Source organism: Pseudomonas sp. KUIN-1, from assembly GCF_009176725.1.
In the GTDB taxonomy this organism is placed as follows: domain Bacteria; phylum Pseudomonadota; class Gammaproteobacteria; order Pseudomonadales; family Pseudomonadaceae; genus Aquipseudomonas; species Aquipseudomonas fragariae.
In genome coordinates, this window is sequence record NZ_AP020337.1 from 2,041,382 (window position 1) to 2,055,771 (window position 14,390).

The 14,390-nt window shown below is 60.6% G+C and carries 16 protein-coding genes; 8 read left to right on the top strand and 8 right to left on the bottom strand.

The window, feature by feature from the left end:
- The first annotated feature begins 56 nt into the window (after positions 1-56).
- The 3 genes from KUIN1_RS09555 (at position 57) to pdxB (ending at position 2,007) form a co-directional block, all read left to right on the top strand.
- The gene (locus KUIN1_RS09555) at positions 57-383 is read left to right on the top strand and encodes a YbaB/EbfC family nucleoid-associated protein (protein ID WP_002552818.1); all 327 of its coding nucleotides are present in this window, start codon (positions 57-59) and stop codon (positions 381-383) included.
- A gap of 137 nt (positions 384-520) precedes the next feature.
- Entirely contained in the window at positions 521-775 is a 255-nt protein-coding gene (tusA, locus tag KUIN1_RS09560; protein ID WP_003371482.1) for a sulfurtransferase TusA, read from the top strand.
- Between the two features lie 89 nt (positions 776-864).
- Positions 865-2,007 (top strand): 4-phosphoerythronate dehydrogenase PdxB, encoded by a 1,143-nt coding sequence (gene pdxB, locus KUIN1_RS09565; RefSeq protein WP_024660979.1) that lies wholly within the window; start codon positions 865-867, stop codon positions 2,005-2,007.
- A 74-nt stretch (positions 2,008-2,081) separates the two neighbouring features.
- Here pdxB and KUIN1_RS27625 read toward each other — a convergent pair whose 3' ends face one another.
- Entirely contained in the window at positions 2,082-2,252 is a 171-nt protein-coding gene (locus KUIN1_RS27625) for a PA1571 family protein (RefSeq protein WP_003315168.1), read from the bottom strand.
- Positions 2,253-2,539: 287 nt separating this feature from the next.
- Between KUIN1_RS27625 and KUIN1_RS09575 the strand changes: the two genes are divergently transcribed.
- Positions 2,540-4,309 carry an ABC transporter transmembrane domain-containing protein gene (locus KUIN1_RS09575; protein ID WP_152091958.1) on the top strand — a complete coding sequence of 590 codons (1,770 nt, stop codon included), beginning with the start codon at positions 2,540-2,542 and terminating at the stop codon, positions 4,307-4,309.
- A 59-nt stretch (positions 4,310-4,368) separates the two neighbouring features.
- Here the strand turns inward: KUIN1_RS09575 and ppnP are convergent, their stop codons facing one another.
- Entirely contained in the window at positions 4,369-4,650 is a 282-nt protein-coding gene (gene ppnP, locus KUIN1_RS09580) for a pyrimidine/purine nucleoside phosphorylase (protein ID WP_003343080.1), read from the bottom strand.
- Positions 4,651-4,762: 112 nt separating this feature from the next.
- The gene (locus KUIN1_RS09585; RefSeq protein WP_003405835.1) at positions 4,763-5,305 is read right to left on the bottom strand and encodes an exonuclease domain-containing protein; all 543 of its coding nucleotides are present in this window, start codon (positions 5,303-5,305) and stop codon (positions 4,763-4,765) included.
- A 252-nt stretch (positions 5,306-5,557) separates the two neighbouring features.
- Between KUIN1_RS09585 and KUIN1_RS09590 the strand changes: the two genes are divergently transcribed.
- Positions 5,558-6,397: a substrate-binding periplasmic protein gene (locus KUIN1_RS09590; protein WP_080397890.1), complete on the top strand. Its 840-nt coding sequence runs from the start codon at positions 5,558-5,560 to the stop codon at positions 6,395-6,397.
- Positions 6,398-6,434: 37 nt separating this feature from the next.
- Here the strand turns inward: KUIN1_RS09590 and KUIN1_RS09595 are convergent, their stop codons facing one another.
- Positions 6,435-6,602, bottom strand: a complete 168-nt coding sequence (locus KUIN1_RS09595; RefSeq protein WP_003405831.1) for a DUF2897 family protein — start codon at positions 6,600-6,602, stop codon at positions 6,435-6,437.
- Positions 6,603-6,720: 118 nt separating this feature from the next.
- Positions 6,721-8,085, bottom strand: coding sequence for an ethanolamine permease (eat, locus tag KUIN1_RS09600; protein ID WP_011267271.1), 1,365 nt, complete (start codon positions 8,083-8,085; stop codon positions 6,721-6,723).
- Between the two features lie 291 nt (positions 8,086-8,376).
- Between eat and pyrF the strand changes: the two genes are divergently transcribed.
- The gene (gene pyrF / locus KUIN1_RS09605; RefSeq protein ID WP_024643169.1) at positions 8,377-9,075 is read left to right on the top strand and encodes an orotidine-5'-phosphate decarboxylase; all 699 of its coding nucleotides are present in this window, start codon (positions 8,377-8,379) and stop codon (positions 9,073-9,075) included.
- A gap of 75 nt (positions 9,076-9,150) precedes the next feature.
- Here the strand turns inward: pyrF and KUIN1_RS09610 are convergent, their stop codons facing one another.
- Complete coding sequence (locus tag KUIN1_RS09610) at positions 9,151-10,158, bottom strand: NADP-dependent oxidoreductase (protein WP_024643170.1); 1,008 nt, start codon at positions 10,156-10,158, stop codon at positions 9,151-9,153.
- Positions 10,159-10,389: 231 nt separating this feature from the next.
- On the opposite strand from KUIN1_RS09610, the gene KUIN1_RS09615 reads away from it, so the two are divergent.
- On the top strand, positions 10,390-11,325 hold the full coding sequence (locus tag KUIN1_RS09615; protein ID WP_058399297.1) for a S66 peptidase family protein: 936 nt from the start codon (positions 10,390-10,392) through the stop codon (positions 11,323-11,325).
- Positions 11,326-11,353: 28 nt separating this feature from the next.
- Here the strand turns inward: KUIN1_RS09615 and KUIN1_RS09620 are convergent, their stop codons facing one another.
- Entirely contained in the window at positions 11,354-12,547 is a 1,194-nt protein-coding gene (locus KUIN1_RS09620; RefSeq protein WP_116830979.1) for a benzoate/H(+) symporter BenE family transporter, read from the bottom strand.
- Between the two features lie 116 nt (positions 12,548-12,663).
- A complete protein-coding gene (locus KUIN1_RS09625) occupies positions 12,664-13,134 on the bottom strand; it encodes a MarR family transcriptional regulator (RefSeq protein WP_003405819.1) in 471 nt (156 codons plus the stop codon).
- A gap of 82 nt (positions 13,135-13,216) precedes the next feature.
- On the opposite strand from KUIN1_RS09625, the gene KUIN1_RS09630 reads away from it, so the two are divergent.
- Positions 13,217-14,383: an aminotransferase-like domain-containing protein gene (locus KUIN1_RS09630; protein WP_103378557.1), complete on the top strand. Its 1,167-nt coding sequence runs from the start codon at positions 13,217-13,219 to the stop codon at positions 14,381-14,383.
- Positions 14,384-14,390 lie beyond the last annotated feature (7 nt).

Consider the following 14,390-nt stretch of genomic DNA (forward strand, 5'->3'; position numbering starts at 1 on the left):
TACAGGGTGCCGCTGGCGCCACGCAAACGAACCATCCATTTTCGAGGAGATATCCCATGATGAAAGGTGGCATGGCTGGCCTGATGAAGCAGGCGCAGCAAATGCAGGAAAAAATGGCCAAGATGCAGGAAGAACTGGCCAACGCGGAAGTCACCGGTCAATCGGGCGCAGGCCTGGTCAGCGTGGTGATGACCGGTCGTCATGACGTCAAGCGTATCAACCTGGATGACAGCCTGATGCAGGAAGACAAGGAAGTGCTGGAAGACCTGATCGCCGCCGCCGTCAACGACGCCGTGCGCAAGATCGAGCAGGCCAGCCAGGACAAGACGGCTTCCATGACCGCTGGCATGCAGTTGCCGCCCGGTATGAAGCTGCCGTTCTGACGGTCGCCCGGCTCATGATCAATGCCAGGCCCCGTGCCTGGCATTTTTCTGTCTGCTGTCTGGCCGCGCACCGCCATCAGCATTTGGCCTGATCGACTGAATTGAGCGACAATCCTCCCCCGTCTCTGGAGTGCCCCATGTCTGAGCCCATTGAAAACCTCACTGTCGACGCCGAGCTGGACGCCGTAGGGCTGTTTTGTCCGGAACCGGTGATGATGTTGCACCAGAAGGTGCGTGATCTGCCTGCGGGTGGTCTGCTCAAGGTCATTGCAACCGATCCGTCCACGCGTCGCGATATTCCGAAATTCTGTGTATTCCTCGGTCACGAACTGGTTGCCGAGCAAGCCGAAGAGGGCACGTTCCTCTACTGGATCCGCAAGAAGTCCGACTGATCGCCATATCGCTGCAACCCGCGCCTGTTCACGACACGCCTGTTCCCGATTCGAGCAGGTCCTTGTTCGCCAGACCCAGAGAGTCTTCCATGCGCATTGTTGCCGACGAAAATATTCCCCTGCTCGACGCCTTTTTTGCTCATTTTGGTGAAATCCATCGCTTGCCGGGCCGCGCCATGGACCGCGCCGCGGTGGCGGATGCCGACATCCTGCTGGTTCGCTCGGTCACCGCAGTGACCCGCGAACTGCTTGAAGGCAGCCCGGTACGTTTTGTCGGGACCTGCACCATCGGCACCGATCACCTGGATCTGGACTGGTTTCAGCAAGCCGGTATCCAGTGGGCCAGTGCTCCGGGCTGCAATGCGCGTGGCGTGGTGGACTACGTGCTCGGCAGCCTGCTGACCCTGGCTGAAATCGAAGGTGTCGACCTTGCGCAGCGCACCTACGGAGTGGTCGGTGCAGGGCAGGTGGGTGCTCGGCTGATCAGCGTATTGAAGGCCCTAGGCTGGAACGTGCTGGTCTGCGATCCGCCACGCCAGGCTGCCGAAGGCGGCGATTTCGTCAGCCTCGACGAGATCCTGCAGCGCTGTGACGTCATCAGCCTGCACACGCCGCTGAGCAAAACCGGAGCGTCACCGACCTGGCATCTGCTTGACGACGCGCGCCTGCGTCAGCTTCGGCAAGGCGCCTGGCTGATCAATGCCAGCCGTGGCGCCATAGTGGATAACGCGGCGCTGCATGACGTCCTGCTTGAGCGGGAAGACCTGCAGGCTGTGCTGGATGTGTGGGAAGGCGAGCCGCAGGTCAACGTCGCACTCGCTGATCTGTGCATTCTGGGGACGCCGCATATCGCCGGCTACAGCCTGGATGGCAGGCAGCGCGGCACGGCACAGATCTATCAGGCGCTTTGCGGCTTTCTTGATCAGCCTGCGACGATCGAGCTGGACGATCTGCTGCCAAAACCCTGGCTGGCCCAGGTCAGTCTCGACGCGGCCTGCGACCCGGTCTGGGCACTTAACATGCTGTGCCGCGGCGTGTATGACCCGCGACGTGACGATGCGGACTTCCGCCGCAGCCTGACCGGTGACACCGCCAGCCAGCGTCTGGCCTTTGATGCATTGCGCAAGCAGTACCCGCCACGCCGGGAAATAGAAGGGCTGAAGGTGCGCCTGGAGGGCGAGTCCGAGGCGTTGGCGCAACTGGTGCGGGCGCTGGGTGCGGTGCTGGTCTGATCGCCAGCCGGGCTGGCGGACAATAAAAAACCCGACCAAGTGGTCGGGTTTCAAATGTCTGGTACGGCTCGGTTTTATTTTTCCGGGGTTACCCAGTTCTTATCGCATTCCTGGCAGGCAGCCTGAACCATTTCTTCGGTGATCAGGACTTCTTCCCCGTGCTGGTCGAGAACTGCACCGCCAACCGGCAGATTGGGCGTGGCTCGAACGACTTGAACTTCGTTGCTGCGCTCTTGCGGGTTCATGGTGTTTCTCCTTTCATCAGGTAACGGCGTTAAGTTAACCGCGCTTGATGACCGGTCCGTGACACGTACTGTCAGCCGCTCAAACGCGCTCCAAGTGCAACAGATATGATGCAAATCTGCCAGCAGGCGCTTAGATCGATGTCTTATAGCGGCCTCTGTAAAGCAGTCATAACCTGACTCTGGAAACCGGCCGCAAGTTCATTCGAAATGATGTTCGGCGCGCCCGGCAACACAGGTGTAGGCTTTGCAATTCAGACAGATCGGGCAGACAGGCAGGTTCATCGTTCATGATTTCACGGATTACCCGACGTCATCGCCAGGCCTTGCGTCTGGCTGCGAGTTTCATCGCGCCGTATCGCTGGCAGGCGCTCGGCGCATTGCTGGCACTGGTCATTACCGCGGGCATCACCCTGTCGATCGGGCAGGGCATCAAACTGATGGTCGATCAGGGTTTCATGACCCGCTCACCGCAATTGCTCGAGCGCTCGATCGGGTTTTTCATGCTGCTGACGGTCGGCCTGGCCGTCGGAACCTTTGCCCGTTTCTATCTGGTGTCGTGGATCGGCGAGCGTGTGGTTGCCGACTTGCGCAAGAAAGTATTCGATCACCTGATCGAGCTGCATCCGGGCTTCTACGAGAACAATCGCAGTTCGGAAATCCAGTCGCGACTGACCGCCGACACCACGTTGTTGCAGTCGGTGATCGGCTCGTCACTGTCGATGTTCCTGCGCAATGCGCTGATGGTTATCGGCGGCATCGTGCTGTTGTTCATCACCAATCCCAAACTCACCAGCATCGTGGTGGTGGCGTTGCCGCTGATCATCGCGCCTATTCTCATGTTCGGGCGGCGGGTACGAAACCTGTCGCGCGAGAGTCAGGACCGGGTCGCCAATGTGGGCAGCTACGTGGCCGAGGCCCTGGGGCAGATCAAGACGGTGCAGGCCTACAATCACCAGCAGCAGGACAAGCAGCGTTTCTCGTATACGGTGGAGCAGGCGTTCGAGACCGCTCGCAAGCGCATCCTGCAGCGTTCCTGGCTGATCACGCTGGTGATCGTCCTGGTGCTGGGGGCGGTGGCGGTGATGTTGTGGGTGGGCGGCATGGACGTGATCAGCGGCCGCATTTCCAGCGGTGAGCTGGCAGCGTTCGTGTTCTACGCGCTGATGGTCGGCATGGCGTTCGGCACGTTGAGTGAGGTGATTGGCGATCTGCAGCGCGCCGCCGGTGCCGCAGAGCGGATCGGCGAGCTGCTTCAGGCGCGCAGCGAGATCAGCGTGCCCACCACGGACCTGCAGAGCCTGCCACCGCGCATCAGCGGGCGTCTGGCGCTTGAGAATGTCACCTTCGCTTACCCGTCGCGTCCCGAGCGCAATGCACTGGATAATTTGACCCTGAGCATCGAGCCTGGTGAAACCCTGGCGCTGGTCGGGCCCTCCGGAGCAGGCAAGTCGACCATCCTCGATCTGCTGTTGCGTTTTTACGACCCGATTCAAGGACGCATCCTGATCGAGGGCGTGCCGATCGCGCAGCTCGATCACCATGACCTGCGCCGCTGCTTCGCGCTGGTTTCACAATCGCCCGCGCTGTTTTTCGGCACTGTCGAGGACAACATTCGTTACGGTAACGCCACTGCGAGCCTCGAGCAGGTGCAGGCGGCGGCGCGCATTGCCCATGCGCATGAATTCATTCTCGACATGGCCGACGGTTACCGTACGCATCTGGGTGAGGGCGGGGTGGGCTTGTCCGGCGGACAGCGGCAGCGTCTGGCGATTGCCCGAGCCTTGCTGGTCGATGCGCCGATTCTGTTGCTGGACGAGGCGACCAGTGCGCTGGACGCGCAGAGTGAGCACTTGATTCAACAGGCTCTGCCGAGCTTGATGCAGGGGCGTACCACGCTGGTCATCGCCCACCGGCTGGCCACGGTGCAGAATGCCGACCGGATTGCCGTCATGGATCAGGGGCGGTTGGTCGCGGTGGGCACCCATCAGCAGTTGATCGCCAGCAACCCGCTTTATGCGCGACTGGCGGCGTTGCAGTTCAATGCCGGGGTTGAGTAGGAGAGGGCGAGAAGGGCTTGTGGGGAACGTGGGAGGTCAAGCCTCCCACTCGGTGAGCCTCAGCGATATTCGCACAGGTAGGCGGTATCGACTTTGACCTTGATCTGGAACTTGCTGTTGGCCGGTACGTTGAACTGGTTGCCGGTGGCAAAGGTTTCCCAGTCAGTGCTGTCCGGAAGCTTCACGCTCAACTCGCCGGAGATCACGTGCATGATTTCCCGTTGCGCCGTACCGAACTCATATTCGCCCGCTGCCATGACACCGATGGTTGCCTCACCATCGGCCTGGGTGAAGGCGATGGATTTGACGGTGCCGTCGAAGTACTCGTTGACCTTGAACATGGGCGGTTCCTTTTGAAAGGGCTGAAAATGGCTCGCCAGTATGCCCAACACGGTAAAACTCGTCACGCCCCTTGCACGTCGACGCTGACGAAACGTCGACCTGCAGTAGCATTCAATTGGGCAGGATCAACGGCAGCAGCCTGGCAGTATTGCGCGCATCGACCAGGGCGCGGTGTTGTTGCCCGCTGAACTGCATGCCTGCCAGTTGCAAGGCACTGTTCAGCCCTATCGGTTTCTGCAAGTGGCGGGCCTGGGCGAAACGCTGTTTGAGATTGACGTGCGGCATGCTGGACAGCGCACTGTCGAGGTGGTGGTGGCGCCATTCCTCTTCCAGTTGCTGACGATCGTAGTCCCCCCAGCTGGCCCAGCCCACGATGCGTGCCCGATGATGGCTCAACCAGCGCTCGAACTGCGGCCACACCGTCGTCAGCGGCGCGGCGCTGTCGATGCTGCTCTGGTTGATATGGGTCAGCTCGCGGCAGAAATGGGTCAGCAACGGCCTGCGTGCCGGGCGCACGAAGCGTTCGAAATGGTCCAGCTCGCGTCCGTCCTGATTGACCAGCGTCGCGCCTATCTCGATGACTTCCATTTCTGCGACCGGCCATCCACCTTCTTCGGTCGTGGCCTCAAGATCAATCACCAGCCAGTGCGGCATCATCCAGCTTCCTTACGATAGTCAATGGCTTGAGCGTAGCCAGATTAACCCGTTGCGCACACTCAGGGCTTTGCATCGGCATTCTTGTTGTTACAACTGCCCCTACAGTGACCACAGGTGATTGCATTGGTGCCTAGCAGGCGGCTTTCACTTGCCTGTTCGAATACTGCAAGCGCACCGCAGAGCGCTGACGCTGTCGATTTGACAGTTGTTTAAATCCTGGAAACCGCATAGCTTGAACGGCTTTGATTGATGTCGTGTTTTATGAAAAGACTTGCAGTGTTAATTGACGGTATGGCGCGCACGATCGTTACCGGTGTCATGCTCTTCATTCCGTTGATGGCAACGCCGCAGGTCTTCGCCGCGCAGATCGTGCGGGTGGCTGCAGTGCATTTCCCCCCTTATATGGTGCGTCCTGAAAAAGGTGAAGACACCGGTCTTTTACCCCAACTGATCAATGCCCTGAATGGCGAGCAGGACGACTATGAATTCGTGATGGTCCCCACTTCAGTGCCTCGGCGTTTTCGTGACTTCACGGAAGGGCGTTTCGATGTAGCCGTTTTCGAAAATCCCGAGTGGGGCTGGAAGGACATTCCCCATGAGCAGATCGATATGGGGCTCGAGGATGCCGAGGTCTATGTGGCGCGCCGAGTGGAAGGACGTGGGCAGGATTACTTCGACACCCTGGCTGACAAACGTCTGGCACTGTTCAGTGGCTATCATTATGGATTTGCCAACTTCAATACCGATCAGAAGTACCTGAGCGAGCACTTCACCATTACCTCCACGTACTCCCACGACAGCAATTTGCTGATGGTGGTGCGTGGCCGCGCCGATGTGGCGCCCGTGACCCGTTCGTACCTGATTGATTTCATGGCGCATAACAAGGAAGAAGCGGCGCAACTGATGGTGTCCGAGCGTGTCGATCAGGTCTACCGTCAATACGCGTTGTTGCGTCCGAATGGCAATATTGATGTGCCGCATTTCAAGCAGCTACTGGAAAGGCTGCGTGCAGATGGGCAGCTGGCGAAGATTTTCGAGCCGCTGCACATCAAGGTGCTTCCGGTGAATGCCGAGATGCCCGGCAACTAGCAGAGGGGCAGGTTTTGCGCCTGCCACCCGGAGGCACTCAGCGGTCGTTGGCGTCCTTGGCATCCATTTCTGCGTTGCGCTCGTGGACGCGCTTGAGCTGTTCTTCGGTGAGGGGCAGTTTCTTGGCTGTGTCGCGCAGCATCATCAGACCGCCGACGATCGAGCCAATGGCTACGAGCAGAATTAACCAGGCATACCAGGGCATAGCGCTCTCCTTATTGTGATACCGCTTTGAGCAGCACGGCTGCCTAATGGTTCAAGAGTATGCGCCCTGAAGGGTTGCGTGCGAAAGCATTCGCCCGCAACCCCTTGGAACCTGGCAGTTACTCCCCGGTCAGCATCGCGTCGGTCGGCGCGTCGGCACGCAATTTGGCGGTCAGGCTGAAGTAGATGAAGCCGACGGCCATCAGGCCGAGGAAAATCAGGCCGATCAATGCGTTGAACCAGGCCATTGCCACCAGACACACGACGGCCAGCGCCAGGGCGATGCCGGGCACTACCGGATAACCGGGGGCGCGGAACGTGCGCTCCAGGCCAGGCTCGGTCTTGCGCAGTTTGAACAGGCTGAGCATGCTCATGATGTACATGACGATGGCGCCGAACACGGCCATGGTGATCATCGCAGCGGTCAGCGTCATGCCACTCAGGTTGATCAGGCCGTCGCTGTAGATCGCGGCGATGCCGATCAGACCGCCGGCGATGATTGCCCGGTGCGGCGTCTGGAAGCGCGAAAGCCTGGCCAGCGAGGCGGGCAGGTAGCCGGCGCGGGCGAGGGCGAAGAACTGGCGCGAGTAACCCATGATGATCCCGTGGAAGCTGGCGACCAGACCGAACAGGCCGATCCACACCAGCATGTGCAGCCAGCCGGAACTGTCACCGACCACGGCTTTCATGGCCTGCGGCAGCGGATCGTTGATGTTGGCCAGGGTGCGCCAGTCGCCCACGCCACCGGCAAACAGCATGACGCCGATCGCCAGTATCACCAAGGTCAGAATGCCACTGATGTAGGCCTTCGGGATGGTGCGTTTCGGGTCCTTGGCTTCTTCGGCGGCCATTGCAGCGCCTTCGATGGCCAGGAAGAACCAGATGGCGAAGGGGATGGCAGCGAACATGCCGGCAATGGCTTCGGGTCCGAAGGTCTGCGAACCGGCCCAGCCGTTGAGGGCGAAGTTGCTGAAACTGAAGGCAGGCGCGACGACGCCCATGAACACCAGCAACTCGGCGACGGCCAGAATGCACACCACCAGCTCGAAGGTTGCGGCGAGCTTCACGCCCACGATGTTGAGCGCCATGAAGACGATGTAGGCGCCGACTGCCGCATGCTTGGGGTCCAGCCCCGGGTATTGCACATTAAGGTACGCACCGATCGCCATGGCAATGGCCGGTGGCGCAAAGACGAACTCGATCAGGGTGGCCATGCCTGCGATCAGTCCGCCTTTTTCGCCAAAGGCACGACGGCTGTAGGCGAACGGACCGCCGGCGTGCGGGATGGCGGTGGTGAGCTCGGTAAAACTGAAAATGAAACAGGTGTACATGGTGGCAACCATCAGGGCTGTTACCAAAAAGCCCAGCGTACCCGCAACGCCCCAGCCGTAGCTCCAGCCGAAGTATTCGCCGGAAATCACCAGCCCTACCGCGATCCCCCATAAATGAATCGTGCCGAGCGTCGGCTTGAGTTGTGTGCTCATTGTTCTCTCCCTGGGATTCGATAAACGTTGAAACATCCTGTTGCAGAGGCCGTGCCAGTGCACGGATCACTGTCGTGATGCTTCAAAACGGGTCGTTTACAGAACGTCAGGGTGAATCGATTCAACTCGTTGTACAGGTTTGGTCCGGTTTGGTGCGGCGATGACCGCCAGGGGTGCATGGAATTCAGAAGTCTCAGGACGCTGTTCGGGCAAATGCCGATCGATGGGTCCCGCCTGTGCGCCGGTTCGGCTACAATGCGCGCCGATTTCGACTTACCTGAGACCACGCTCATGTCCGCCTGCCAGACTCCTGTCATCGTCGCCCTGGATTTTCCGACCCGCGAAGCCGCCTTGCGCCTGGCTGATCAGCTCGACCCCAAACTGTGCAGGGTCAAGGTCGGCAAGGAACTGTTCACCAGTTGCGCGGCCGACATCGTCGAGACCCTGCGCCACAGGGGCTTCGAAGTGTTTCTGGATCTCAAATTCCACGACATCCCCAACACCACGGCGATGGCGGTCAAGGCGGCGGCCGAGATGGGCGTGTGGATGGTCAATGTGCACTGCTCGGGCGGCTTGCGCATGATGGCGGCCTGTCGGGAAGTGCTTGAGCAGCGCACCGGTCCACAGCCGTTGCTGATCGGCGTGACCGTTCTGACCAGCATGGAACGTGAAGACCTGGCCGGTATCGGCCTGGACATCGACCCGCAGGTACAGGTGCTGCGCCTTGCGGCTCTGGCCGGGAAGGCCGGAATGGATGGTCTGGTCTGCTCGGCACTGGAAGCGCAGGCCCTGAAAGCCGCTCACCCGTCGTTGCAACTGGTGACGCCCGGCATCCGTCCGGCGGGCAGTGCGCAGGACGATCAGCGCCGTATCCTGACCCCTCGTCAGGCACTGGATGCAGGCTCTGACTACCTCGTCATCGGCCGCCCGATCAGCCAGGCGGCTGATCCGGCGAAGGCCCTGGCGGCGGTGGTTGCGGAGCTGGCTTGAGTAGATGGATGCGTAACATCACGGCTCTACCCACAGAGTGGCGAAGAGCTGTGACGCTGCGAAAAGCCCGTGGGTTTATTCCACTTTCAGGATCAGCTTGCCCTGATTCTCGCCGCTGAACAGCATCTGGAAGGTCTCCGGGAACGTCTCGAGGCCTTCTACGATGTGCTCCTTGCTCTTGAGCTTGCCTTCCTTGATCCAGCCGGCCATGACCTGACCCGCTTCTGCATAGCGTTCCGGATGGTCCAGTACGATGAAGCCTTCCATGCGAGCGCGGTTGACCAGCAGCGACATGTAGTTGGCCGGGCCTTTGATCGCCTTGGTGCTGTTGTACTGGCTGATGGCACCACAGATCACCACACGAGCGCCGACCGCCAGCTGGCTGAGCGCCGCATCGAGGATGTCGCCACCGACGTTGTCGAAGTACACGTTCACACCATCCGGGCAGTGGCGTTTCAGACCGTCCATGACGTCTTCGGATTTGTAGTCGATGGCTGCGTCAAAGCCCAGCTCCTCGGTCAGCAGACGGCATTTTGCCGTGCCTCCCGCGATGCCGACCACACGGCAGCCCTTGAGCTTGGCAATCTGCCCGGCGATGCTGCCGACAGCGCCAGCCGCACCGGAAATCACCACGGTGTCACCGCTTTTCGGTTGGCCGACGTCCAGCAGCGCCAGGTAGGCGGTCATGCCGGTCATGCCCAGTGCCGATAGATAAAGGGGCAGGGGCGCAAGGTTGGTGTCCACCTTGTAGAAGCCCTTCGGTTCACCGGCAAAGTAGTCCTGCACGCCCAGGCGTCCCTGAACATGGTCACCTACAGCGAACTTGGGGTTTTTCGATTCTATTACTTCACCCACGCCGATGGCACGCATCACTTCGCCCAGCTCTACGGCTGGAATGTAGGATTTGCCCTCATTCATCCAGCCACGCATTGCCGGGTCCAGTGACAGGTATTTGCTCCTGACCAGAATCTGCCCGTCGGCAAGTGCGCTGACCGGGACTTCCTGATAGGTGAAGTCTTCACGGCGCGCATCGCCCGAAGGGCGCTTGGCGAGCAGGAACTGGCGGTTGGAAAGATCGGTCATGGCAGGGTCTCCTGAAAAGGGTTCAAGAATGGATTCAAACGCTCATCGCGCCATTCGGGCAAGAAGCGATCACCCAGCGAATGCCGTTTGATCCATGTGGTTGATAGGAGTACGTTGCGCCACTGGCGTTCAGACGGATCTGCGAATGAAACATTCTGACGACGGATATGGCTTGAGTCGCCCACCCTCAGTGCTCTAGATTCCTTGTTCGATCAACACTTGGAAGACATCATGCCTGCTACCTCTTCGAACACTCTCCACCCCCGGGCTCTGCGACCTGGCGACGCCGTTGCGCTGGTGTCTCCGGCAGGGCCTGTGGACCCCGGCAAGATCCAGGCGGCGGTGGCGGTGCTTGAGGGGTGGGGGTTGCGTCCTCGGGTCTATCCGCATGCGCTGGGCAGCTACTCGTTCTATTCCGGGACCGATGAACAGCGGCTCGCCGACCTCAACGCCGCGCTGGCCGATCCGGAAATCCGTGCGGTCCTGTGCACTCGCGGTGGTTATGGCGTGCAAAGGATTGTCCAGCAGGTGGATATGGACGCGGTGCGTCGTGACCCCAAGCTGGTGACCGGCTTTTCCGATATCACCGCGTTGCACGGTGCGCTTTGGAACCACGCGCGCCTGGCGACCATTCATGGGCCGGTCGCTTCGCAGCTGGAACGTGGCGGCCTGTTCGTCAGCGGTATGCGCCATGTGCTGATGAGCACCGAGCCGGTCCTGCTCAAGGCTGATCCGGCCTCGCCAACTGCCAGGGTCAGAACCGCTGGCAGCGCACAGGGCCTGCTGTTGGGCGGCAACCTGTGCATCCTCGATACCTCTGTGGGTACGCCGTTCATGCCCGACCTGAGCGGTGCGATCCTGCTCATCGAAGAGGTCAACGAACCTGCCTACCGGGTCGACCGCATGCTCACCCACCTGGGCAACTGCGGGATTCTTGCGTCTCTGGCCGGCATTGCCGTCGGCGAATTTACCCCTGCCGCGAACACTGGCCGCACCATCAGCCCCGCCGATGTGCTGATGGAGCGGCTGGGCAGTCTTGGCATTCCGGTGCTCGGCGGTGTGCCTGTAGGGCATGGAAATCCCAATCAGGCCGTGCCACTGGGCACTCAGGCGATACTCGATGCCGACGCCGGAACTCTGCTGGTAGCCCCCGCCGCGCGTAGCTGATGTCTCTGTCGTGCTGCTGGCGGCTGGCCTAATCGGTCTTGCGTGTGTTCAGGATCAGCAAGGTCAGCAAGCCTGCGACGATGCCCCAGAATGCCGAGCCTATGGAGAACAGCGTCAGTCCCGAAGCGGTCACCATGAAGGTGATCAAGGCGGGTTCGCGCTCCCTCGGTTCGGCCATCGCAACAGTCAGGCCATTGATGATCGATCCGAGCAGCGCCAGTGCGGCAATCGAGAGCATCAGTTCCTTGGGGAACGCACTGAACAGACCCGCCAGGGTTGCACCGAAAATGCCGGCTATCGCATAGAAAATCCCGCACCAGATCGCCGCTGTATAGCGTTTTGATTTGTCCTCATGGGCATGAGGGCAGGTACAGATGGCGGCACTGATCGCCGCCAGATTGATCCCGTGGCAGCCAAATGGCGCTGTGAGCAATGAAGCGAAGCCGGTCACCGATATCAGCGGCGAGGTAGGCGGGTAGTAGCCGTCGGCTCGCAACACGGCCACACCGGGCATGTTCTGCGAGGTCATGGCCACCACGAACAGCGGAATGCCGATGCTGACCGTCGCCGCCCATGAAAACTCGGGCGTGGTCCAGACCGGTATGGCGACTTCCAGCGCCAGGCCGTCAAAGTTCAGCAAGCCCAGCAGGCCGGAGATGCCGATACCGACCAGCAGCGCGAGCAGCACCGAGTAGCGCGGCGACAGACGTTTGACCAGCAGATAAGTGAAAAACATGCCCAGCACCAGGCTGGTGTGGTGCTGGGCGGCAATAAAGATCTCGCTGCCGATCCGGAACAGAATCCCTGCCAGCAAGGCCGCGGCCAGCGAGGCTGGGAGGCGCCGCACGATGCGCTCGAAACTGCCAGTCACCCCGCACAGAATCACCAGCAGCGCGCTGGTGATGAACGCGCCAATGGCCTGTGGGTAGCTGACGCCGCCCAGGCTGGTGATCAGCAGGGCGGCGCCGGGTGTCGACCACGCCACGGTAATCGGCATGCGGTAGCGCAGCGAGAGGCCGATGCTGCACACCGCCATGCCCATGAACAGCGCCCACAGCCAGGATGAAATCTGCACGCTGCTCAGCCCTGCCGCCTGGCCCGCCTGGAACATCAGCACCAGCGAACTGGTGCAGCCGGTCATCATGGCGATGAAACCGGCAACCACCGCCGACGGCGATGAGTCTGTCAGCGGGCGCAATGGCACCTTGAGGGATTGGTTCATGCTGGGCGTTCCTTGAAGCGGGCAGGTAGCAAAGGGCGCCAAGCCTAAACGCATGGCTGCCCGGCCTTGCAATACAGCGACACGAGTAAACGCCAGCACAGTTGCAGCCGTGGCGTTTACTCGGCGTCAGCCCCGGCCGGGCAAGCGCCGGACTGCAGGGTCTGCCCCAGCGCCCGATTGACCATCAGCCAGCCGTCCACGGCATCCTGACCCGCTTCGGCGAACACCCGCTGCAGCAGTTTGACCTGTTCGCGACGCAAGCCCTGTTCAAAAAGGGCGCCTTCATCGGTAAGGCCCAGCAGTCGTTTGCGCTTGTCATTTTCGGGGGCCGCGCTGTGCACCAGGTTCATGGCGATCAGCTGGCGCAGCGGAGCATTGAGGGCCTGTTTGCTGACGCCCAATACGGTGAGCAGCTCCTTGACGCTCAGGCCGGGGTAACGGGCGATGAAAAATACGATGCGCTGGTGCACGCGACTGAAGCCGCGTCTGGCCAGCATTTCATCAGCCTTGGCAGTGAATGCCTGATAGCCGAAGAAGAAGGCTTCCATAGCCATTTGTTGATTGGCGGGTTTTTTAAGGTCAAGCATGTTGACGTATCCGGGTTGATCGTCGTAATTTGAGTCAATCAGTTTGACGTATTTCCAATTGTCTCGGCTACAGGTAACTGCCATGGCTTTCTCCGAACGCGTTTCCCGTCTGAAAAGTTCTCTGATTCGCGAGATCCTCGCCGCCGCTCAGCGTCCGGAAGTGATGTCGTTCGCCGGTGGTCTGCCCGCCGAGTCGATGCTGCCCAAAGTGGAGTGGGCCGACATGCCTGTTGCGCTGGGCCAGTACGGCATGAGCGAGGGCGAACCTGCGCTGCGCGAAGTGCTGGCCGCCGATGCTCGCGCCCTGGGTATCGACTGCGATGCCCGTCAGGTCATGGTGGTCAGCGGTTCTCAGCAGACACTGGACCTGGCGGCCAAGCTGTACATCGACAAGGGCACCGAAATTCTCCTCGAGGCGCCTACTTATCTGGCGGCGCTGCAGATATTCCAGCTGTTCGGCGCCGACTGCATCACCGTGCCGCTACAGGCCGAAGGCCCGGACCTGCTGGCCATGCGTCAGCGTCTGGAACAGCACAAGCCAGCCTTCGCCTACCTCATCCCGACGTTCCAGAACCCCTCGGCGGTGCGCTACAGCCAGGCCAGTCGCGATGCCGTTGCGGCCTTGCTCGACGAGTTCGGTGTCACGTTGATCGAGGACGAGCCGTATCGTGAACTGAGCTTTGACGGCGGCAGTGCCAGGCCGATTGTCAGCGGTCTGAAGACGGCCAGCTGGATTTACACCGGTACGGTTTCCAAGACGCTGCTGCCAGGCCTGCGGGTCGGCTATCTGATCGCCAGCCCCGATCTGTTTCCGCACTTGCTGCGTCTGAAACAGTCGGCCGATCTGCATACCAATCGCCTCGGCCAGTGGCAGGCCTTGCAGTGGATTGGTACTGAGCACTATCGTGAGCATCTGGTGACGCTGTGCGAGTTTTACCGGGGCCGTCGTGATGCGTTCGAAAGTGCCTTGCAAACGCATTTTTCCGACCTGGCCACCTGGAACAGCCCGCAAGGCGGACTGTTCTTCTGGTTGACGCTGAAGCAGCCGCTGGACACGCGCACCTTGCTGGATACAGCGCTGGCGCACGATGTGGCGTTCATGCCGGGCGAACCTTTCTTTGCCGATCCGGACGCCAATCACGGTCACTTGCGGCTCAATTTCAGCCATATCGACCCTGCACGGCTCGATGAGGGTATAAAACGACTGGCGTCGGTGGTCCGCGCAGCACACCTTCTGCAGGCCGCCTGATTCAAGA